Genomic DNA, 19,659 nt, shown 5'->3' with positions numbered 1-19,659 from the left:
TAAATAGATGATAATATATGTAATTATAGGGAAAATAAAGGAAGGGATAGGGGGAGGTTTGTTTGGGAGAAAAAGTAGCAAGCCCATTTGTTGCTAAAATGATCGGTGATTGGTACGGATATATCAAGAAACAGGACATACTAAAGGCTGAAAATAAGAGAAAAGAGATCGTAAAAGCTTTTGAAAATATGGAAGAAGATCAAAATGTCTTATTATACTTTAACTTGATTGATTCCAGATACAAAATGATGGCGCAGGAGTTTGAGGGATCAAAAGATTTATTGAAGCAAATAGACATTGAAGAGAAGCAGAAAACGGATGACATGATTCAGTATTACTATTTCTTCTTCAATGGCATGTATGAGTTCTATAAAAATCGATTTTCAGACGCTATCAACTATTATCATATCGCAGAGATCCGCCTTCGAAACGTACCTGACGAATTAGAACGTGCTGAATTTAACTATCAGCTTGCGATTGCGTACTACAAAATCGCACAAAATCATTTCTCCATTAACCATGCCAAAAAAGCTTTAGAAAGCTTTAAATCAGCAGATTTACAAGAGAGTCGGGTCGCTACTACTCTAATGGTGATCGCCTCAAATAAGATGGATTTAACCCAATTTAAACAAGCTGAATCAACCCTTAAGGATGCTATCAATTTAGCAGCAGCTTCCAACCTTGATTTGCCACAAGCACTAGGATATCTCAACCTAGGTATATGCTATGAGCGTCAAGGAAAGCTTCAGCAAGCTTTAAACTCTTTCCAGAATGTCTTGTCTATTGAACTAAAAAAGCCACACAAAACACTGTATATGAGAACAAAGTACATGTTAGCACGTGTACTATTCCAGCTAGATAAAACAGCTCAAGGGCTGGATGCATACAATGAGTCACTCATGTTAGCGAATGAACTATCTGACATTGCGTATATTGCTAAATTAAACATCATACATTCACTATATGTAACAGATGATGAAACTCATCTTGATGCAGCTCTAAATGTACTGAAAAATCAAAAACTTTGGAAAGATGCCGCTGAATTGTCAATTATGGCAGCAAGATTTTATAAAAAGCAGGATAATCACAAGCTGGCATCAAAATACTTTGATGAAGGTTTGGAATCACAAGCCAAAAAATTGACATGGATGGAGGAGGAAGCTGAATGAAGCTCCTGAAAGTTATGATATTAAGCCTTACCTTATTAATGGGGGTCACAACCGCAGTACATATAAATTCCTCGAATGATTTTCAAACCGCAGAAGACGGATACTTTGGTTAAGCATTAGGAAAAGTAGACTCCATTAATAAAAGAAAAAGCCCTTTTCGGGGGCTTCTTTTTTATTTGAACCACCATTCCTTCTTTTCTTTATCCCATGTCAATTCATTTCTTGACATAAGATTTTGAACTGCCTTACGGATCGCTGGCTCATCCCTGCCTGTTTTTCTTTTAAGGTCATCCATTGTTGGGTTCTTGTGAAAACGGCTCATATTATAAATGATACGACAAATTTTCCTTTCTAGATCAGTCATGAAACACCACCTCGGACTAGCTTATTTGAATATCTTTTTCAATAGCTTGCCGGATGCTTTACCCGCAGCACGTCGCATGATACGCTTTCCTATAGTGCCTTTTTGAACAGCATTGACGTCACCCAAGAATTTTGATGTTTTGTTTATTTTCATATGAGGTATGTTTCCTACTTTCTTCATTAATATAGTGTTAATATGGGCTTGCCCGCAGGCATTTTAGAAATTAAAACGCCTTCTTACAAAGGGAGCGGATGCGGTCAACCCCCTGTCCTTAAATAGATAAGGTTTTTTAAAAGGGTAAAATTGGTTATTTAGTTGGGTGTAACGTGATATGATTGTAAAAAGGAGGCAATGTGATGACATTCAAAAAAGCGTTCAATATAGGTTATGTTGTTTTGCTTTTATCTATTATTGTCGTATATTTATTGCTTCCAGTCGATCAAATATTTACTGCAATTATCATCCTAACAGTTCTATTTGGAGTATATCAATTTGTGATTTTCAAAAAACTAAATGAGCAAAAACAGCAATAAAAAACGCCGTAGTCTGTATTAGACTGTGGCGTTTTTTCCAACCAGTTTCGCACATATAAACTTTTCCTGCTGAATCTGTTTAATCCAGTTTGTTATTTTTATGCTTACTGTCATGAAGCGCTCATAGAGAGCTTTTTTAATTACATCCGCAAGGATTTGGCGGTGTGACGACAACTGGTCGTTTATTAATGTCAATCGTATCTTCTGCATAAAATGTGGAACCAATGCTGATCGCACGATTTTCTGCGCGGAACGTATATGTACCTGCAGCAGGTAGTACTTTATGTGAAAGTTGTAATGTATATTGTGCACTTCCAAACAAATCAATTCTAGCCGGAATACGGACCGTTTTCCCATTGTTCAAAATGTAGCTGTCCTTTAATGCTTTTCCATTGATGATATCTTTTGTTGTGGCTTGAAAGCCTGCAGGTAATGTGAATTCAACTGCCCCGATACTGAGGACAGAATTTGGGCGGTAAGTCAGCTCGATGTCAGAAAAAGACCATTCCTGCTTACTTGCTCCTGTTATTTTTGCATAAAGTGCAGCTGGTCTTGCATTGGTCGAAGCTTGACCTTCCTCTGTTTTAGCTCCTTCAGCGGATGCGGCAAGCGGTACTGAGAGCGCCATGACTAGTGTAAGCATCCCCAGCATAAGAATTGTCCATATTTTTTTCATTTCTTTCTTCCCCCTTGGTTGATTATAGGTAAATAATAGATGATTTCATCCATTATTTACCTATAATGTTACCATATTACTATATGGTATTAAATGGGATGTTTTACCCTTATTTTGTCTGTTTTTTAGTAATAGCGGGGAAGAAATGCATTTGGCTGGTTCATTCCGTAAGTGTGCCCTGCCATATGATGCTGTTGCGGCATCATCATATTCATATCATGATATCCGTATGGCTGATATGGATTCATACCATAACCACCATAGTGACCTGCATGATGATGATTGTTCATCTGAACATTTGAGTATGATTCATATGGCTTCGAAAACGGGGAATACGCTGAATTTGAATGATGATGCGGATAATGTCCACTATAAGCATCTTTTTTACCGGTATGATAATGGTTTGGCATATTCGTGGGACCATGCATGTTTGGTGCGATTACATGCTCATGATTGGCTGTATATACATTCTCAAACGTATGATAGGGATTTCCTTGATGCTCATGATTCGTCTGGTTATTCATATAGTTCATTTTGTATCTCATCCTTTTTTTCAGGTTGCCATATCTTATGAGCATCAACCGTTTCATGAGCCTATCCACCTGAAAGAAAGATGATTAAGTAAAAAAACCGGCTTTTCAGCCGGGAAAACAAAAAGCAGGTGTAGCGTCAAACACTAAAATGAGGAACTATGTCTTTTTTTGCGACGCTTCTTACAGCTGCTGCAGACACTTTTAGGATAATAATAGGGATCGTAGCTTCTAGAAGTATCCCAAAAATCTTTCTCAAACCATTCATCTTTTTTATGACAAGACTTCTTTTCTTTACATGGATCAACATGGTGATGATCTTTATGATTTTTGTAGCAGTTTGAGTGGGAATGTTTGCTCTTGTATTTGCACATTGTCATCCCTCCTAAATGTGACTCAATGCTAGTATATGCAACGAAGATGTATGAGGACTGGATGGTGGCGCTCCTTTTGTAAAAAAAGGCTAATTCTTTAAAAACTCAAACAAAAAGAATTGACTAGTGCTAAAATAACATGATAAAATATAAATTTTTATCCTCTGATGAAATGTGTTATAATAAAAATGTGAATACTTTCGGAGGTGGCGGATTTGTTTCAAATAGGTGATAAAATTGTTTATCCTATGCATGGAGCCGGTGTGATTGAAGGAATGGAAGAAAAAGAAATTTTAGGTAAGACGGAGGAATATTTTCTGATTCAAATGCCAAATATGCAGATGATGATCCCAAAAGGCAGAATCAATCAATTAGGTATACGTCCGGTAGCTGATCAAGCAACGCTGAAAGTTGTGATGAACAATTTTGCAGAAGAAACAAACGACGACACGCTTACTTGGAAGCAAAGATATGATGAAAATCTGAAAAAGCTAAAAACAGGTGCCATTGAAGATGGTGCAGATGTTGTCAAAGATCTAATGAGACGACATCAGAAAAAAGCCTTAAATTCTAGTGAAAAGAAGATGCTTGAAGATGCACGTGGGATGTTAATAAGTGAAATTTCACTTGCACAAGGAATGTCGCAAGATGAAGTGATGACAGCTTTAGAGAATGAATTAAGAATTTAATGCTGGATATACAGAGATTGGCTGTAAACAGAAGGGCATATTCCTTTTGTTTGCAGCTTTTTTATTTGAAAAAAGATGAAAATTACCAATTTTTTAGGTGTTTTTGACTAAAATTAAAATAAGGTCATTGGGTTTAGTTTTTCCTTGTATAAGGAACGTTTCAAAGAAGCCGAAAGTACCTAGACCACATCAAAAAACAGGTAAGTTCTCCTGATTCGTGAAAACGAGCCGGACATTCTTTGAATTCTTTTAGCCATTGATAGTAAAATAATGCGATAAGATGGCATCTAAGAGAATAAAAAGGAGCGGTGAAATGAAAAGACTATTGATATGTGGATTCATCTTTCTGATCCTGTGTGCTCTTTTAATGGTGAAATGCAGCCATTCCATTCAAGAAAAAAAAGAGCAAAAACAACATCATGCTGAAGTAGAAAAGTATAAGATAGAACGAAAAAAAGGTGATCCATATGAAAGTTTTCAACAGCTCATACAGCATGAAAGAGACGGCTATGAGATAGAGTTTCACGAAAGAGGCGGGAGTGATTTACTCGTATTTTCTCCTCACGGCGGAGAAATTGAACCAGGAACAAGTGAAATCGTAGAAGCATTTCAAGGGAAGTACTCTACGTATTTGTTTGAAGGGACAAAACAAGAAAACAATCGTGATTTGCATATTACCAGTACAAAGTTTGACGAACCCATTTTGGTTCAAATGATTAAAACGTATCCCTTTTCTATTTCGATCCATGGCTATAAAAGTGATAGGAGACATACGCTTGTTGGCGGGACCAATGAAAAAATGAAAAGAGCTGTTGTGCGAGAATTAAAAAATCGAGGCTTTTCTGCAGAGATCGTGCAAGAAGGAAAGCGGCTCTCTGGTACAAACCCCAAAAACATCAATAACCAAAATGCGAGTGGTGAAAGTGTTCAGCTAGAAATTAGTACGGCGCAGAGAGAAGCTTTTTTTGACAATTTTGATACGAGAAAAGGAAAGAAAAAAGCATTTAGACGCTATATAAGTGGTTTAAAAGAAGTCCTTAGAGAATTCGATCTTTCTTCGTAGAAAAAGGTTTTGATGGGCAAAAGTGCTCCATTTAAACTTGGTAAAAAAGATAGAAATATGCAATTTCAGCATAAAATATGCAATAAATGACAATTTGCCTTAAAATCATAAATTATGTAAAATAATAGTTATCAGTTTGATATGATAGAATGGGGCTGAAGTGGATGGCACACAAAATACCATCTTCCGAAGTAGGTGTAAAGATCAACCAATGGTATACGCATATTTGCAAATTTGAAGTCGAACAGGCAAACGATATGAAGCGCCTTGTTGAAGAAGAAATTCATGATATGGAAGAGGATCAAGATTTATTACTCTATTATTCTCTTATGGATTTTCGCCATCAAATGATGCTTCAGCACTTAACGCCAGTCCATGCAGGCAGTGAAACGCTTCAAGTTGTTTCCTTTCCTAAAGGAATTGAAGAGGCAGAAGATGAGATGACAGGCTTACTGGGCTATTACTTTCATTTTTTCCATGGAATGTATGCATTTATCCAGCAACGATATATCGAGGCCATTTCCTATTACAAGCATGCGGAACATCAACTGATTTTGGTGACAGATGAGATCGAAAAAGCGGAATTTTACTATAAAATTGCTGAAGTATACTATCATATGAAACAAACCTATTTTTCTATGCACTATGCTAAAAAGGCGAGAGACATCTATAAGAAACATCAGCTTTATGGGAAAAGAAGCATTCAATGTGATTTTGTCATGGCAGGTAATTGGATAGATGTGAATCAGCACCAAAAAGCGTTACCTTATTTAGAAAAAGCGTTAAAAGTCTGTGAAGCGATGGAAAGGCAAGAATGCACATCTTATTTTAAGGCGATGGCCCTCAATAACTTAGGGACTTGTCATTATAGCATGGGAACATACCATACAGCGACTGTCTTCTTTGAACAAGCCATTTCACTTTATCAAAAAGATCAAGTAGCAACGATGATCAAATCATTGTTTTCACTTGCTCTTACTTATTTCAAACTTGGAGATATGAAGCGAGCGAGTGAGGCTATTATGGAGGGGACGCATCAGGCCTCTTTATTGGGAGATGAGATTTATCAATTAAAATTCCAATTTTTGCAGGCACTTTATATTGAAAAAGACAGCTGTGATCAATTGAGATCCGCCCTGTTTGGTCTAAGAAGCAAAAAAATGTTTGCTGATTTAGAGGAATTAGCACTTGATGCGGCTAATTATTATAAGGAACGCGACATGTACAAGGAATCTTCCACTTTTTTTGAAATGGTGATTGAAGCGCGTACGCACATTCAAAAAGGAGATGAGATGTATGAGAACGAAGCATAACATGTCAGCTGCTCAAGTAGAAGAAAGACTTCACACATAAAAACACACAAACAACACCCTTTACGAAAAACGTAAAGGGCTTTTTTATTGCTTATTTAATTGCTTTTTCTGCGTCAATGGCGCCTGCTCCGTAAATCAGCGGGTCATCTTCAGACCACTTGCCTGTATTTTCTTTTAATAGGGCTTTGACTTCATCAGGCGTTAAATCTGGAGAATGCTCAAGTAAGAGAGCGCAAATACCGGCGCAAATCGGTGTGGCCATCGATGTGCCAGATAACGTCGTATAATCATGATCGACTCTGTTTGATTTATCTAGTTTATCTAGGAAGGATCTTGGTGATCTAAGAGAAACGATATTGACTCCTGGTGCAAGGATATCGGGCTTTACTTCACCATAGACCGTTGGACCTCTGCTCGAAAATGGTGCCACGACATCGTCACTTGATTCTGGTGTATTTCGATCATCATAGGCTCCGACCGTTATGACCTTCTGGCTAACGGCAGGGCTTGCAATCGTTTGGCTGTTAGGGCCAGAGTTACCGGCAGCAACACATACAACAATGCCTTGATCCCAAGCTGCATTGACAGCGCGCACCATCGGATCATCTTGCTCGTCATCATAACGCTGTGCATCGCCGCCAAGGGACATGCTGATAATGTGAATCGGGTCATCAGGATGGTCTTCATTAAACTGAATGCACCACTCAACGCCTTCTATAATAGTAGAAAGTGATCCAGCACCTTGTTTATTTAATACCTTTACGCCAATGACATTTGCTTTTGGAGCAGGTCCTTTGTATAAGCCGTCTGAGGCGGCTCCATCTCCAGCTACATCCCCAGCGCAGTGAGTTCCGTGTCCGTTATCGTCATACGGTTTCTTTTTTTGTTTGACTAAATCCACAAAATCGCGAATTCTTCCATCTAAATCTTCATGGGGATAAATCCCCGTGTCAATGACAGCGACTGTGATGCCTTCACCGGTTAATGTTGTGCCATTTCGAATGACTTGTTCAGCATGACTTGCTTGTGTGGCCACATCCAGCAGTGCATGAACTTGCCGATCTAAATAAATTTTGCGAATGTGCTCGCCATTGGTTAGCAGTTCCTCTAAAGCAGCAGGGGTGAGATCAGCTGCGCAGCAATTGATGTGGGAAAAGTGTTTTTTTATGTTTGTTTTTCTCCTTTTTTTCATTAACCGTTTTGTGCTCTGAAGACCTGCTTCGACTGCATCTTCCTTAAACTCAATGATGACCCGAAGCTTCTTTCTCTTTTTTAACCTTCCTTCAAAAAAACGATGAAGAAAACAAGGCGTCCATTTAAAAGGTTTATAGAGGTGAAGGACGGTCTCTCTTAAAGGCTGATCCAGCTTACTAGCATGTGTTCTGACCATTTGCACCATGGAAAATCCAAACATGTGATGCCCTCCATTCTAGCTATCCATTCTCGTACACTCTTACATTATGAGAATGAAAGCATCTTCGTTCGGATTCTTGTCCCTTCTTTTCTTCAAATTGGCGGCTTGCTCATCTCCCTAAAAAGAAAAGCGCTTACATTTTGTAAAATAATAGAAAAAGGTGGAAAATATGTAGAATCTGCCGATGATAGGTGGGAGAGTTCTTCTTAGAGAACCAGTAAAACAATGGATTTTGCAGAAAAAAGGGGGTTCTAGACAGGGTCAATGCTCATACAAATATGATTCGAGACAAATGAAAAAAATCGAATCCGCATAAAAAAAAGCGGAATTAAAGAAAACAGACTGGGTAGGACTAGGTCATATTAAACATAACTTCATTTGTTTGTCATACTATTCTAACTCTGTTTTCAAACAAGAGAGGCGTTTCTGTGTATATAAATGCAATTATCTTATTTTTGAGGAATCTCTTGATCTAGAGTGTTATGATCAGATTTGAAGAAAGAATGTGGAAAAAATGAAAAGAAATGATGATTCAATTTTAATCATAGAAACGGCTTAGAAATCTGTTAAAGGAGAACGGAAATGAAGAAGTTTTTTGCTTTGCTTCTCCTGCTTGTGATTGGATGGGGCGTCTATTATACCATGCAATCACAGGAACATGATGAGCCAGTGTCATCAGGTGGGGAAGACGAAAGCGGTTCAACTGATATTTATCGCAATTTTAAAGAGCTGGAAGAGAACGAATCAATCAATAATTATCAAATTACTTCCAATCCAGTGACTGGCAGCCGGCTGCTTGTGATGTCGCCTCATGGCGGGAGAATTGAAGGCGGCGTTAGTGAGATCGTCCATTTTTTTGATAACGAATTTTCTACGTACTTATTTGAAGGTTTTAGAGAAAATGCATCAGAACTTCATATTACAAGTACAAACTTTGATGAACCAATCGGAGTTGCACAGGCAAAAGCACATGATTATGTATTAGCTGTGCACGGCTATAAAGGTGAGGAAGGAATTGACCACACCCTTGTTGGCGGGACAGACTACGACCGTGCAGAGAAAATTGTGAACTCATTAGAGCGGAATGGATTTTCTGCTGAACTTGCTGTTGCACACGCAAGCCTAAGTGGAACGAGCAATCATAATATTAATAATCTTACAAAAACAGGGCAAAGTGTTCAGCTTGAGATTAGTAGAAGTCAACGTGAAGCTTTATTTGACAGTTTCGATTTTCGGCGGCGGTCAAGTACAAAAAATGAGACGTTCTACCGGTATGTCAGAGCGATTCGCACGGTGCTGGATGAAGAATACACGTAAGAAGTATGCACATATTAAGACAGCAGGGCGAATTCTTGTTACACTATAAAAAGTGATAACAAAAGGAGAGACGGATATGGTGCGTCATTATTTTCACCTTCAGGCAAGCTGGCCTGGTCTGCGGAACGATGTGGGTACAATCGAATGTGAACAATTAAAAACAAAAATTTCAATTCCAAAAGAAATGGACGGCCCAGGCATTGGAACAAATCCAGATGAGATGCTTCTAGGTGCAGCGGCCACCTGTTATATCATCACACTTGCAGCCATGATGGAACGAAGTCAATTAGAGAAAGAGGATTTATCCATGAGCTCTGAGGCTGTTGTAGATGTGACAAACGGTATATTTACATATGAAAAAATCATTCACCGGCCAGTCATTATCCTCAAAGAGTCCGCCACAGCACAAGACATTGCATTGGCTCGCAGGCTTGCACATAAAGCGGAAAGCTCATGTATGATCTCTAGAGCTGTTCAAGGGAATGTCGATATTTCCTTAGAAGAAACCATCAAAACCGCCCAGTAAGATAAAAAAGTCATTTTCTCTTTTTAGATGGAGAAAATGACTTTTTTTATGCTGTCCATTCGGATTGATCCATTGGTTCTTTGATTTCTTTCTTTTGTTTTTTGGACTGATTTAAGACAATCACGCCGCATATCACAAGTGCAAGACCGATGAAGCCTTTTGTATGAATGGTTTCGTTAAAGAGAACGAGACCCACGAGAGCGGTAAGGGCTGTCCCGACGCCAGACCAAGTGGCATATGCGGATGACAGCTCAATTGTTCTCAGTGCCAAACTAAGGAACGTAAAGGCGCATCCAAATCCGATCAGCACGCCAATACTTGGTAGCACCTGTGTAAAGCCTTGCGAAAGCTTCAGCATCGTACTGCCAAAAACCTCCGTCAAAATGGCTCCTGTTAAATAGAGAATTCCTTTCATCATCTCCTCACATCCTTTAAGACATATTTAATAGAACAACCCCTGATACAAGCATGGCCATTCCAATGACTGCTTTACGGTTCAAGGTTTCTTTGAAAAAGAGCACGCCAAAAAAAGCCGTGAGGACGGTACCTACCCCAGACCATGTAGCGTAAGACATGCTAAGTGGAATCATGTTAAGCGTGAGTGACAGCATATAAAAGGCAAGTGTATAACCCGCGACAACAACAGCGCTAGGTTTCAAGCGTGTGAAGCCATTGGAAAGCTTCAGCATTGCTGCCCCGATCGCTTCTGAAAAAATGGCAACAGCCAAAAAGAGATAGCCGAGGATCATCATCATCCCTCCTGTAAAATGTGTAAAATTCGATGAAGTAAAAGGTTTTTTTCCTCTCTCGTCAATGGTTCAAGCTGAAACATTTCTGAAAACCATATCCCATCACATGCTAGGCGGATCAGCTGGCTAATTGCAGGATCGTTTATTTCCTCTGCTGCTTTTTCTTTGAATTCTGCATAAAAATCGCGCCAAGGATTCAATAACGCTTCATCAAATGACATGGTGGCCAGCATGCTTGTACAAAGCTGGGTGGTGTTCTGCATATCAAGATCATGTAATGTGGCCAAAATATATGCACGTACATAAGGCGCTTTTTCGTTTTTGAATGTTTCCTGATACGTCTCGAGCTGCTGACGAAAACGGGCAATCGCATGCTCATTCATTTGTTGGATAAGCTCTTCCTTGCTTGAAAAATGATACAGCAGCCCGGCTTTGGTCATATTTGCATATTCTGCCACCTGCTGAAGGGTGAGCTGACTTAATCCTTCTTTTAAAATGGTGTGAGCAGCAGCCTCAAAAATTTGTTCTTTTTTGGTTTTAGACATAAAAAAAACACCTACTTTACTGAACAGTCGGTAAAGTAAATGTTAACCCATAAAAAGCAATTGTGTCAATCGATTCATTTCAATAGAGGATGTTTTCACTAAAAAGTCACATTTAATAATACGGGTATGGTCCATATGGCGGGTATGGTGGATAAGGATAACCATAGCCATAGCCCGGAGCAAGAAGCGATCCAGCAAGAAGTCCTCCAGCAAAACCACCTAAAAATGGAGGCCCAAAAAATCCAGGTCTCCCATAGCCAAAACCAGGTCTTCCGAATCCAAAACCAGGGCGCCCAAATCCAAAAGGTCTTCTCATATCTTCTTGAATAAACGGTGTTTCAAAATAATTCATAAAAAAAGGCTCCTTTCACATAAAATCACTGTAACTGACATCAGTGTATTCGAATGGCCCACAAGTGTTTGGGGGAATGCCTATTATAAGGAGGAATGTCGAAAATGGGCCTGTATCCATCTGATTGGGCAAAATGCCCGCCTCATGCTCATGCCTATAAAGCACGTACGGAAGTAACAGAACAGCATTATCATTTAATAGAAGGGATTTCTCAACCTGTGAATGGAAGCAGTACCGATCAGCATACTCATTATTACCGCGGGATCACATCTTTTGAAAGGGGGCATTTCCACAGATACTACGGCATCACAGGGCCTGCTATTCCAAGAGTAGATGGGACGCATTATCATGAGATTCAAGAAGTCACGTTTGCAGCCTACAACGAATCTGTCCCCATCCCTTACGGAGGAGTCGTTTACAGCCCAGAGCAGGAAAGGCCAACGCATAAGCACCGCTTAAAAGGAAAGACATATGAAGTGGTCGGAAATGAACCACTTGGCTGGTGATGGTTAGTATATAGGAGAGACAGAGAAGTTATGCTATACTGTAGGCAGTTTGTAAAAGAGAGTGATGTTATGAAAAAAGCAAAACAACCAGTGATTGTTCTAGTAGGTCCGACAGCTGTCGGAAAAACAAAGATGAGCATTGATATAGCTAAAGCATTTAATGGAGAAATTATCAGCGGAGATTCCATGCAGATTTATAAAGGAATGGATATTGGAACAGCCAAAATCACCCCGGAAGAAATGGATGGCGTTCCGCACCATTTAATTGATATTAAACAGCCGGACGAATCGTTTTCAACTGCTGAATTTCAGCAGCTTGTCCGTTTGAAAATCAAAGAGATTGCTGCTAGAGGGAAAACGCCAATGATTGTTGGTGGAACAGGTCTGTATATTCAATCTGTTCTATATGATTACACGTTTACCGATGAGAAAAGTGACCCTGCTTTTAGAGACGAAATGACGCTCTTTGAAAAGCAGCATGGACCGATTCAGCTGCATGAAAAGCTAAAGGCAGTAGATCCTGAAGCTGCAAAAGCGATCCACCCGAATAACGTCCGCCGCGTGATCCGGGCACTTGAGGTCATACATACAACAGGCCAGAAAATGTCCGAGATGCAAAATGGGCATCAAGAGGTTCCTCTTTATAACACAGCCTTCATTGGGCTGAAGATGGACCGAGAGCTTTTGTACGAGCGCATTCATCAAAGAATTGATATGATGTTAGATGAAGGCTTAATAGAAGAAGTGAGAGCACTATATCAATCTGGTTTGAAGGACTGTCAGTCTGTCCAAGCGATTGGCTATAAAGAATTGTACGCCTATTTCCAAGGCGACTGCTCACTGGATGAAGCCATCGAGCAATTAAAGCAAAATTCCCGTAGATATGCGAAGCGTCAGTTCACGTGGTTCCGTAATAAAATGGATGTCACTTGGTTTGATATGACACCACCTTGCCACTTTTTAGACAAAAAAGAGGAAATTTTCGCATATATAGCAGGAAAGCTCGGACTTAAAGCGAAACTGTAGTTATCAGAATCAAGGAGGACGAAACATGAAACCGATTAATATTCAGGACCAATTTTTGAATCAGATCCGCAAAGACAATACATTTGTCACTGTATTTTTACTGAATGGCTTTCAGCTTCGCGGTCAAGTAAAAGGATTTGACAACTTCACCGTGCTGCTTGAGACAGAAGGAAAGCAGCAGCTTATTTATAAACACGCCATTTCTACATTTGCACCTCAAAAAAATGTGAATCTAGAATTAGAATAGAATCATTTTGTCAATAGCCCCATGCAGCTGCGAATAAACCGGCCGGAACCCGCTACGTTTTTTGTCAGTGCAGAGGGGCTATTTTGCATGCCATGAAACTTTTCTGCCCATTTTGCGTATAATTCCTTATTGGACATTTAAAAGGGATGAGGGGATTTATATGGAAAATGCAGAGCTTGAATTAAGAAGGATTAGAGTGATTCTTCTTTTAATTGGGATCGTTGTCTTATTTGGATCGTGCGCCATCTCAAACATCGAAACGAGACAAGAAAGTTGGCACGACTATTCTGATCAAGATGATGAAGATCATGTAGACGGCCTTTTACAATCATCTGTTGCACTAAAAAATAATCACTTTGCTGTTGTGAAAAACGATGAAGTACATGTGTACCGGTTTGATGAAAAAGCAGGGGAGCTGACCCTCATTACGACGACATACATAGATGAATGGGATGAAGAATATGATGATGTCCTTGAAGACTAAGCACGTAAATTTACAAATGAATGTGAAGTCGCTACACTATAATCATGCATCAGACATCTAGACAGAAAAGGATGAGTTCATGACACACAAAATTAAAATTAATCATTGGGAACAAACTTGTGAAGATGACTCCTGTTTCGAATATGGAACAAGCGTGTCTGTAAATGGGAAAGAATTAGTAAGAGAGGCTTCAATCGTCTCTGCGCTTGAAGCTGTGCTAAAAGAATTAGGTGTTGAAGTGGAAATAACAGAAGTGTCAGAAGATTTACAGTGCGATGCCTACAAAAAATAAAACAAAAAGTCTAGTCTACTAAGCGATTTTTTTTCGTGTTATGATAGATTTCGGTTTCAGTTGAATAGGGAGTAGGGCAGTCTATTTTTATATCCTGCTCTGCTCTATTTATTTGAACGTACGAGTTCGGCTATGAATGTTCGGCCGGGTTGGTTGATTTTTTTCGTTTCGAACAACTATATATTGTGTTTTAAAAAAACATAGTATACTATATATAGTGAATAGCGAAATGATCAACAATACTAAAAACTAGGTCGTGATGGAATTGATTCAAATCGTATTTGATTCAAAAACAGGAAATGTTCAACGCTTTTTGGACAAGACCCCTTTTACAGACAAACGAAAATTGACTGGAGAAGAGTTTTTGGATACGCCGTTTATTCTCGTCACCTTTACGACAGGATTTGGACAAGTCCCTAGTACCACTCAGTCCTTTTTAGAGAAAAATGCTCACCTTTTACTAGGTGTAGCAGTGAGTGGCAACAAAGTGTGGGGAGATAATTTTGCAAAAAGCGCCGATACGATTTCTAAACAATATCAAGTTCCTATTTTGCACACCTTTGAGCTAAGCGGAACAAAAAGGGATGTTGAATTGTTTACACAGGAGGTAGAAAGAATTGTCACAAAATCAGGTTCCAAAGTGGATACAATTAAATAACGAGATTATGATTCAAAAAGAAGGAAAGTTTCAGTTCGAAAAGGACAAAGAAGCTGTACATAGTTATTTCGTAGATTATATTAATCAAAACACGGTTTTCTTTCACAATTTAGAAGAGAAAATTAATTACTTAATAGAAAACGATTACTATGAGGAAGAATTTTTAAGACAATATAGCATGGCAGATATTAAAGAAGTATTCGATGCTGCCTATGCCAAAAAATTTAGATTCCCATCATTTATGAGTGCGTTTAAGTTTTACAATGACTATGCACTCAAAACAAATGACAAAAAGAAAATCCTTGAACGCTATGAAGACCGCATTTCAGTTGTGGCTCTTTTCTTTGCGGGCGGAGACAAAGAGAAAGCACTTGAATTTGTAGAGCTGATGATCAATCAAGAGTACCAGCCAAGTACACCAACCTTCTTAAACGCAGGACGTAAAAGACGCGGTGAGCTTGTGAGCTGTTTCTTGCTTGAAGTCAATGACTCATTAAACGATATTTCAAGAGCCATTGATATTTCCATGCAGCTTTCTAAACTAGGCGGCGGCGTCAGCTTGAATCTTTCAAAGCTCCGTGCGAAAGGTGAAGCCATTAAAGATGTAGAAAATGCGACAAAAGGTGTCGTAGGCGTCATGAAACTTTTGGATAATGCATTCAGATATGCAGATCAAATGGGACAAAGACAAGGATCAGGAAGTGCCTACCTGAATATTTTCCACAGAGATATCAATGATTTCTTAGATACGAAAAAAATCTCTGCCGACGAAGATGTTCGTGTGAAAACACTCTCGATCGGTGTGGTCATCCCAGATAAATTTATCGAGCTTGCTAGAGAAGATAAAACAGCATACACATTCTATCCTCACACAGTCTATAAAGCATATGGACAGCATCTTGATGAGATGGACATGGAAGAAATGTATGACGAGCTTGTTGAAAACCCAAAAGTCAAAAAAGAAAAAGTGAATCCGAGAAAGCTTCTTGAAAAATTAGCTGTGTTGCGCTCAGAGTCAGGCTATCCATATATCATGTTCCAAGATAATGTGAATAGAGAGCACGCACTGAACCATATTTCACGTGTGAAATTCTCAAACCTTTGCTCAGAGGTACTTCAGGCTTCAGAAGTTTCTTCATACACGGACTATGATCAAGAAGATGAGATCGGACTTGATATTTCTTGTAACCTTGGTTCATTAAATATCATGAACGTGATGAAAAACAAATCCATTGAAAAAACGGTCAAGCTTGCAACTGATTCACTAACACTTGTGTCTGAAACAACAGATATCCGCAATGCACCGGCCGTTAGAAAAGCAAACAAAGCGATGAAATCAATTGGACTTGGTGCGATGAACCTTCACGGGTATTTAGCTCAAAACCAAATCGCTTATGAAAGTGAAGAAGCAAGAGATTTCGCTAACACATTCTTTATGATGGTGAACTATTACTCCATTAAGCGTTCAAGTGAGCTTGCAAAAGAAAAAGGAGAAACATTCCATCGTTATGAGGGCTCTGGCTATGCAACTGGTGAGTACTTCAATAAATACCTGGAAAATGATTTCACTCCAAAAACAGAAAAAGCGGCAGCACTATTTGAAGGCATGCACATTCCAACAAAAGAAGATTGGGCAGCACTCAAAGAATTTGTAGCGGAAAATGGCATGTATCATAGCTATCGATTATGCATTGCACCAACAGGCTCCATTTCTTATGTTCAATCGGCAACAGCATCCGTTATGCCAATTATGGAACGTATCGAAGAAAGAACATACGGCAACAGCAAAACATATTACCCAATGCCAGGTCTTTCAGCGCAAAACTGGTTCTTCTATAAAGAAGCATACGATATGGACATGTTTAAAGTGGTAGACATGATCGCAACCATCCAGCAGCACGTCGATCAAGGAATCAGCTTTACATTATTCTTAAAAGATACGATGACAACGCGTGATTTAAACCGCATTGATCTTTATGCACACCATAAAGGCATTAAGACACTTTATTATGCAAGAACGAAGGATACAGGGCAGGAAGGCTGTCTTTCTTGTGTTGTTTGATTAAAGGAGAGTTTAACGTGACAAAAATTTATGATGCAGCCAACTGGTCAAAACACGAAGACGATTTTACACAAATGTTTTACAACCAAAATGTAAAGCAGTTCTGGCTTCCTGAAGAGATTTCCTTAAACGGGGATCTCTTAACATGGAAATATTTAGGCGAAGAAGAGCGAGATACGTACATGAAGGTACTTGCTGGACTCACTTTACTTGATACAGAACAAGGAAACACAGGGATGCCGATTGTGGCAGAACATGTGGACGGCCATCAGCGTAAAGCCGTGTTGAACTTCATGGCGATGATGGAAAATGCAGTTCATGCGAAGTCATACTCAAATATCTTCATGACGCTTGCACCAACTGAAACCATTAGTGAAGTATTTGAATGGGTCAAGAAAAATAAATTCTTGCAAAAGAAAGCAGACATGATTGTAGGTCTGTACCGTTCGATCCAAAAGGATGATCCTCTTTCCTTGTTTAAAGCAATGGTTGCTTCTGTTTACTTAGAAAGCTTCCTATTTTATAGCGGCTTTTACTACCCGCTTTATTTCTATGGACAAGGAAAGCTGATGCAAAGTGGTGAAATCATTAACTTGATTTTGCGTGACGAAGCAATTCACGGAGTGTACGTTGGATTATTAGCACAAGAAATCTACAACAAACAAACACCTGACGTGCAAAAAGAGCTCTATGACTTCTCGATCGACCTGCTCAATGAGCTTTACGAAAACGAACTTCATTACACTGAGGATATTTATGACCAAGTCAACTTATCTCATGATGTGAAAAAGTTCATTCGTTACAATGCCAATAAAGCGTTAATGAACCTTGGATTTGCCCCTTACTTTGAAGAAGAAGAGATTAACCCGATCGTCTTAAATGGACTCAATACAAAAACAAAGTCACATGACTTCTTCTCTATGAAAGGGAACGGCTACAAGAAAGCAACCGTTGAGCCGTTAAAAGATGACGACTTCTTCTTTGGAGATGAATCATAAGTAAAACGCGAAAGTCAAAACGCATCACTCGTTTTGGCTTTTTGCCATTTCTTAGCAGCGAGCTACATACTGGAGGTTACCGAACATGGGAAAAATGGATGAAATCATTTTAGTCGCACCGCGCAAACGTGTGTTCCAAAACGAAACACTTACGTTTAATGGTGTGAATAGTGAAGAAGAAACAATTCGAACGATCATGAAAGAAATCGAAGAGCACTTTGAGCAAATGCGAAGAGGCGATGCAGAGGAAAACCCTGACTTTAAGCAGCCGATTCCTTATGTCGTCATTAAGCGTGAGGACGAAGTGTATGTATATGAAAGACTTCAAGGCGGGGGAGAGGCAAGATTACATCACAAGCTATCTCTTGGTTTTGGCGGTCATATGAATTTTATCAAAGGAAAAGATTTTGCTGAGATTCTAAAAGAAAATACAGATCGTGAGCTGGACGAGGAACTTTCGATTCAAGAAGAAGACAAACGTGAGATGAAAACCCTTGGATTAATCAATGATGATGACAACAGTGTCGGACGTGTGCACATTGGCCTGTTGTCTGCACTTGAATTATCACCGGGTGCTCATGTAGAAGTAAAAGAAACAGATCAAATCTCAGGGAAATGGATGAAAGTAACAGACCTGAAAAAGCCTGAATACTTTGAGCGCCTTGAAACATGGTCTCAATTTGTCGTGAACATCTTAGCATAAATGAGTAGACAACAAACCGGCTCTAAAGACAACTTGAGCCGGTTTGTTTTGTTATGACAACTTTAATTTATTGGAAAACAAATGCGTCGTGACCGGCCTGCTTCAATCGAGCTGCTAGTTCATCCGCATTTTGCTTGGAACGGAAAGCGCCAGCCTGCACTCGGAACATGCCGCTTTCTAGCATGACCAATGCTTCAAATCCTTTAGATTTAAGTGTGGCTGCTAGTTCATCCGCATTGGCTCTGACCTTGAAAGCCCCTGCCTGCACCTTATAAAGATTACTTGCTTTTTTTTTCAATTGAAAGGCCTTCTCTAATCCAGTGGCATGAGCACGAGCGATGCCTTGAAGGAAGGTAGCGCTGCGAAGTTTATTGGCATCAGCTGCCGTATCAATAAAACCGTTTTCTGTTAAAATGGCGGACATAGAAGTTTCTCTAAGAACGTGGAAGTTCGCCGTTTTCTTGCCGCGGTCGGCAAAATCAACGGAGCGGACAATCTCATCATGAAGGGCATTGCGATACGTGGTTGTTGGTGCGGAAACGCCAGGGTACACATAGCTTTCAAAACCTGTGCCTCCGCCAGCATTAATATGAATAGACACGAAATAGTCAGCTCCCCAGCTATTTGCCGCATTCGTACGCTGGGATAAAGTGACGGATTGGTCAATTGAACGACTTAAGCGGACGGAAACCCCATCATATTCACTAATCAACATATCTCTCAGAAAAAGCGCGATTTGAAGTGTTATATTTTTCTCCAAAAGTCCATTGGCAGCAGCTCCAGAATCTGTTCCTCCGTGGCCAGGATCAATAAAAATTTTCACCATCTATTCATCACCTCGTCTTTATTTTATGGGGAAATAGAAAAATTGCCTGTACCAAATGCGGAAATCATTAAGACTCTTTTCTGCACAATTTGTGATGAAAAAGCTACATTTTTCTAAGAAAAAGCAAATTGTTGGTTTGTCCGCCCAAAATGGATGAATACAATAGAAATAGCACATCATTTCCTGGGAAACCGCACAATCCCCTACAATAACCTGTATCTCGGGTTATTATGACAGCAAACC

General features: G+C 39.4%; 25 protein-coding genes. 16 read left to right on the top strand and 9 right to left on the bottom strand.

The genetic code is table 11. The features are described from left to right. The first annotated feature begins 62 nt into the window (after positions 1 to 62). A complete protein-coding gene (locus GPA07_RS18645; RefSeq protein ID WP_198303821.1) occupies positions 63 to 1,169 on the top strand; it encodes a Rap family tetratricopeptide repeat protein in 1,107 nt (368 codons plus the stop codon). A gap of 172 nt (positions 1,170 to 1,341) precedes the next feature. Here GPA07_RS18645 and GPA07_RS11225 read toward each other — a convergent pair whose 3' ends face one another. Then, the gene (locus tag GPA07_RS11225; RefSeq protein WP_157292544.1) at positions 1,342 to 1,533 is read right to left on the bottom strand and encodes a hypothetical protein; all 192 of its coding nucleotides are present in this window, start codon (positions 1,531 to 1,533) and stop codon (positions 1,342 to 1,344) included. 356 nt (positions 1,534 to 1,889) lie between these two features. On the opposite strand from GPA07_RS11225, the gene GPA07_RS18640 reads away from it, so the two are divergent. Then, positions 1,890 to 2,066: a hypothetical protein gene (locus GPA07_RS18640; RefSeq protein ID WP_193352014.1), complete on the top strand. Its 177-nt coding sequence runs from the start codon at positions 1,890 to 1,892 to the stop codon at positions 2,064 to 2,066. A 136-nt stretch (positions 2,067 to 2,202) separates the two neighbouring features. On the opposite strand, the gene bslA is transcribed toward GPA07_RS18640, so the two are convergent. Further along, positions 2,203 to 2,742, bottom strand: a complete 540-nt coding sequence (bslA, locus tag GPA07_RS11220; RefSeq protein ID WP_008360418.1) for a biofilm surface layer hydrophobin BslA — start codon at positions 2,740 to 2,742, stop codon at positions 2,203 to 2,205. A gap of 125 nt (positions 2,743 to 2,867) precedes the next feature. Continuing rightward, positions 2,868 to 3,332, bottom strand: coding sequence for a hypothetical protein (locus tag GPA07_RS11215; protein WP_232532044.1), 465 nt, complete (start codon positions 3,330 to 3,332; stop codon positions 2,868 to 2,870). Between the two features lie 529 nt (positions 3,333 to 3,861). On the opposite strand from GPA07_RS11215, the gene GPA07_RS11210 reads away from it, so the two are divergent. From GPA07_RS11210 to GPA07_RS11200, 3 genes are all read left to right on the top strand, one after another. Next, on the top strand, positions 3,862 to 4,335 hold the full coding sequence (locus tag GPA07_RS11210; RefSeq protein WP_008360412.1) for a CarD family transcriptional regulator: 474 nt from the start codon (positions 3,862 to 3,864) through the stop codon (positions 4,333 to 4,335). A gap of 313 nt (positions 4,336 to 4,648) precedes the next feature. After that, the gene (locus tag GPA07_RS11205) at positions 4,649 to 5,398 is read left to right on the top strand and encodes a poly-gamma-glutamate hydrolase family protein (protein ID WP_008360410.1); all 750 of its coding nucleotides are present in this window, start codon (positions 4,649 to 4,651) and stop codon (positions 5,396 to 5,398) included. A gap of 164 nt (positions 5,399 to 5,562) precedes the next feature. Beyond that, the gene (locus GPA07_RS11200) at positions 5,563 to 6,711 is read left to right on the top strand and encodes a Rap family tetratricopeptide repeat protein (RefSeq protein WP_008360407.1); all 1,149 of its coding nucleotides are present in this window, start codon (positions 5,563 to 5,565) and stop codon (positions 6,709 to 6,711) included. A 91-nt stretch (positions 6,712 to 6,802) separates the two neighbouring features. On the opposite strand, the gene GPA07_RS11195 is transcribed toward GPA07_RS11200, so the two are convergent. After that, entirely contained in the window at positions 6,803 to 8,125 is a 1,323-nt protein-coding gene (locus GPA07_RS11195) for a S8 family peptidase (protein ID WP_008360404.1), read from the bottom strand. A 582-nt stretch (positions 8,126 to 8,707) separates the two neighbouring features. Between GPA07_RS11195 and GPA07_RS11190 the strand changes: the two genes are divergently transcribed. Next, complete coding sequence (locus GPA07_RS11190) at positions 8,708 to 9,442, top strand: poly-gamma-glutamate hydrolase family protein (RefSeq protein WP_157292543.1); 735 nt, start codon at positions 8,708 to 8,710, stop codon at positions 9,440 to 9,442. A 76-nt stretch (positions 9,443 to 9,518) separates the two neighbouring features. Next, on the top strand, positions 9,519 to 9,968 hold the full coding sequence (locus GPA07_RS11185) for an OsmC family protein (RefSeq protein WP_008360399.1): 450 nt from the start codon (positions 9,519 to 9,521) through the stop codon (positions 9,966 to 9,968). A gap of 46 nt (positions 9,969 to 10,014) precedes the next feature. On the opposite strand, the gene erbB is transcribed toward GPA07_RS11185, so the two are convergent. The 4 genes from erbB to GPA07_RS11165 all read right to left on the bottom strand — a co-directional run bounded on the left by erbB (position 10,015) and on the right by GPA07_RS11165 (position 11,614). Continuing rightward, on the bottom strand, positions 10,015 to 10,383 hold the full coding sequence (gene erbB, locus GPA07_RS11180; protein ID WP_071169252.1) for an SMR family multidrug efflux transporter EbrB: 369 nt from the start codon (positions 10,381 to 10,383) through the stop codon (positions 10,015 to 10,017). A gap of 16 nt (positions 10,384 to 10,399) precedes the next feature. After that, positions 10,400 to 10,717, bottom strand: a complete 318-nt coding sequence (gene erbA, locus GPA07_RS11175; RefSeq protein WP_071169164.1) for an SMR family multidrug efflux transporter EbrA — start codon at positions 10,715 to 10,717, stop codon at positions 10,400 to 10,402. Between the two features lie 2 nt (positions 10,718 to 10,719). Further along, positions 10,720 to 11,262: a TetR/AcrR family transcriptional regulator gene (locus tag GPA07_RS11170; protein WP_157292542.1), complete on the bottom strand. Its 543-nt coding sequence runs from the start codon at positions 11,260 to 11,262 to the stop codon at positions 10,720 to 10,722. 112 nt (positions 11,263 to 11,374) lie between these two features. Then, positions 11,375 to 11,614 (bottom strand): hypothetical protein, encoded by a 240-nt coding sequence (locus GPA07_RS11165; RefSeq protein WP_008360390.1) that lies wholly within the window; start codon positions 11,612 to 11,614, stop codon positions 11,375 to 11,377. Between the two features lie 104 nt (positions 11,615 to 11,718). Between GPA07_RS11165 and GPA07_RS11160 the strand changes: the two genes are divergently transcribed. From GPA07_RS11160 to GPA07_RS11120, 9 genes are all read left to right on the top strand, one after another. Next, positions 11,719 to 12,120 carry a YmaF family protein gene (locus tag GPA07_RS11160; RefSeq protein ID WP_008360388.1) on the top strand — a complete coding sequence of 134 codons (402 nt, stop codon included), beginning with the start codon at positions 11,719 to 11,721 and terminating at the stop codon, positions 12,118 to 12,120. A 69-nt stretch (positions 12,121 to 12,189) separates the two neighbouring features. Continuing rightward, positions 12,190 to 13,146, top strand: a complete 957-nt coding sequence (gene miaA / locus GPA07_RS11155; protein ID WP_071169162.1) for a tRNA (adenosine(37)-N6)-dimethylallyltransferase MiaA — start codon at positions 12,190 to 12,192, stop codon at positions 13,144 to 13,146. A 25-nt stretch (positions 13,147 to 13,171) separates the two neighbouring features. After that, positions 13,172 to 13,393 carry an RNA chaperone Hfq gene (hfq, locus tag GPA07_RS11150; RefSeq protein ID WP_003211269.1) on the top strand — a complete coding sequence of 74 codons (222 nt, stop codon included), beginning with the start codon at positions 13,172 to 13,174 and terminating at the stop codon, positions 13,391 to 13,393. 160 nt (positions 13,394 to 13,553) lie between these two features. Further along, complete coding sequence (locus GPA07_RS11145) at positions 13,554 to 13,877, top strand: YmzC family protein (protein WP_157292541.1); 324 nt, start codon at positions 13,554 to 13,556, stop codon at positions 13,875 to 13,877. 79 nt (positions 13,878 to 13,956) lie between these two features. Further along, on the top strand, positions 13,957 to 14,169 hold the full coding sequence (locus tag GPA07_RS11140) for a hypothetical protein (RefSeq protein WP_003212415.1): 213 nt from the start codon (positions 13,957 to 13,959) through the stop codon (positions 14,167 to 14,169). Positions 14,170 to 14,434: 265 nt separating this feature from the next. Beyond that, positions 14,435 to 14,827, top strand: a complete 393-nt coding sequence (gene nrdI / locus GPA07_RS11135) for a class Ib ribonucleoside-diphosphate reductase assembly flavoprotein NrdI (RefSeq protein WP_008360380.1) — start codon at positions 14,435 to 14,437, stop codon at positions 14,825 to 14,827. Next, positions 14,787 to 16,889 (top strand): class 1b ribonucleoside-diphosphate reductase subunit alpha, encoded by a 2,103-nt coding sequence (nrdE, locus tag GPA07_RS11130; RefSeq protein ID WP_157292540.1) that lies wholly within the window; start codon positions 14,787 to 14,789, stop codon positions 16,887 to 16,889. Before nrdI ends, nrdE begins: the two co-directional genes overlap by 41 nt. A 17-nt stretch (positions 16,890 to 16,906) precedes the next feature. Continuing rightward, positions 16,907 to 17,887 carry a class 1b ribonucleoside-diphosphate reductase subunit beta gene (nrdF, locus tag GPA07_RS11125; RefSeq protein ID WP_008360375.1) on the top strand — a complete coding sequence of 327 codons (981 nt, stop codon included), beginning with the start codon at positions 16,907 to 16,909 and terminating at the stop codon, positions 17,885 to 17,887. Positions 17,888 to 17,972: 85 nt separating this feature from the next. Next, positions 17,973 to 18,590: a hypothetical protein gene (locus GPA07_RS11120; protein WP_157292539.1), complete on the top strand. Its 618-nt coding sequence runs from the start codon at positions 17,973 to 17,975 to the stop codon at positions 18,588 to 18,590. Positions 18,591 to 18,657: 67 nt separating this feature from the next. Here the strand turns inward: GPA07_RS11120 and GPA07_RS11115 are convergent, their stop codons facing one another. Then, entirely contained in the window at positions 18,658 to 19,416 is a 759-nt protein-coding gene (locus tag GPA07_RS11115) for an N-acetylmuramoyl-L-alanine amidase (RefSeq protein WP_157292538.1), read from the bottom strand. Between the last annotated feature and the right edge of the window lie 243 nt (positions 19,417 to 19,659).

The organism is Bacillus sp. ms-22 (assembly GCF_009759805.1).
GTDB classification, from domain to species: Bacteria; Bacillota; Bacilli; order Bacillales; family Bacillaceae; genus Bacillus; species Bacillus xiamenensis.
This window is presented reverse-complemented; position numbering and strand designations above follow the sequence as displayed.

Coding starts and splice junctions, on each gene's coding strand:
- erbA (WP_071169164.1), bottom strand. CDS start 10,717: ATGATCCTCGGCTATCTCTTTTTGGCTGTTGCCATTTTTTCAGAAGCG.
- GPA07_RS11170 (WP_157292542.1), bottom strand. CDS start 11,262: ATGTCTAAAACCAAAAAAGAACAAATTTTTGAGGCTGCTGCTCACACC.
- GPA07_RS11140 (WP_003212415.1), top strand. CDS start 13,957: ATGACACACAAAATTAAAATTAATCATTGGGAACAAACTTGTGAAGAT.
- miaA (WP_071169162.1), top strand. CDS start 12,190: ATGAAAAAAGCAAAACAACCAGTGATTGTTCTAGTAGGTCCGACAGCT.
- GPA07_RS11225 (WP_157292544.1), bottom strand. CDS start 1,533: ATGACTGATCTAGAAAGGAAAATTTGTCGTATCATTTATAATATGAGC.
- GPA07_RS11120 (WP_157292539.1), top strand. CDS start 17,973: ATGGGAAAAATGGATGAAATCATTTTAGTCGCACCGCGCAAACGTGTG.
- GPA07_RS11215 (WP_232532044.1), bottom strand. CDS start 3,332: ATGAAACGGTTGATGCTCATAAGATATGGCAACCTGAAAAAAAGGATG.
- GPA07_RS11165 (WP_008360390.1), bottom strand. CDS start 11,614: ATGAATTATTTTGAAACACCGTTTATTCAAGAAGATATGAGAAGACCT.
- erbB (WP_071169252.1), bottom strand. CDS start 10,383: ATGAAAGGAATTCTCTATTTAACAGGAGCCATTTTGACGGAGGTTTTT.
- GPA07_RS11145 (WP_157292541.1), top strand. CDS start 13,554: ATGGAAAATGCAGAGCTTGAATTAAGAAGGATTAGAGTGATTCTTCTT.
- GPA07_RS18640 (WP_193352014.1), top strand. CDS start 1,890: ATGACATTCAAAAAAGCGTTCAATATAGGTTATGTTGTTTTGCTTTTA.
- GPA07_RS11190 (WP_157292543.1), top strand. CDS start 8,708: ATGAAGAAGTTTTTTGCTTTGCTTCTCCTGCTTGTGATTGGATGGGGC.
- hfq (WP_003211269.1), top strand. CDS start 13,172: ATGAAACCGATTAATATTCAGGACCAATTTTTGAATCAGATCCGCAAA.
- GPA07_RS11115 (WP_157292538.1), bottom strand. CDS start 19,416: ATGGTGAAAATTTTTATTGATCCTGGCCACGGAGGAACAGATTCTGGA.
- GPA07_RS11160 (WP_008360388.1), top strand. CDS start 11,719: ATGGGCCTGTATCCATCTGATTGGGCAAAATGCCCGCCTCATGCTCAT.
- GPA07_RS11205 (WP_008360410.1), top strand. CDS start 4,649: ATGAAAAGACTATTGATATGTGGATTCATCTTTCTGATCCTGTGTGCT.
- GPA07_RS11195 (WP_008360404.1), bottom strand. CDS start 8,125: ATGTTTGGATTTTCCATGGTGCAAATGGTCAGAACACATGCTAGTAAG.
- bslA (WP_008360418.1), bottom strand. CDS start 2,742: ATGAAAAAAATATGGACAATTCTTATGCTGGGGATGCTTACACTAGTC.
- GPA07_RS11185 (WP_008360399.1), top strand. CDS start 9,519: ATGGTGCGTCATTATTTTCACCTTCAGGCAAGCTGGCCTGGTCTGCGG.
- GPA07_RS11200 (WP_008360407.1), top strand. CDS start 5,563: ATGGCACACAAAATACCATCTTCCGAAGTAGGTGTAAAGATCAACCAA.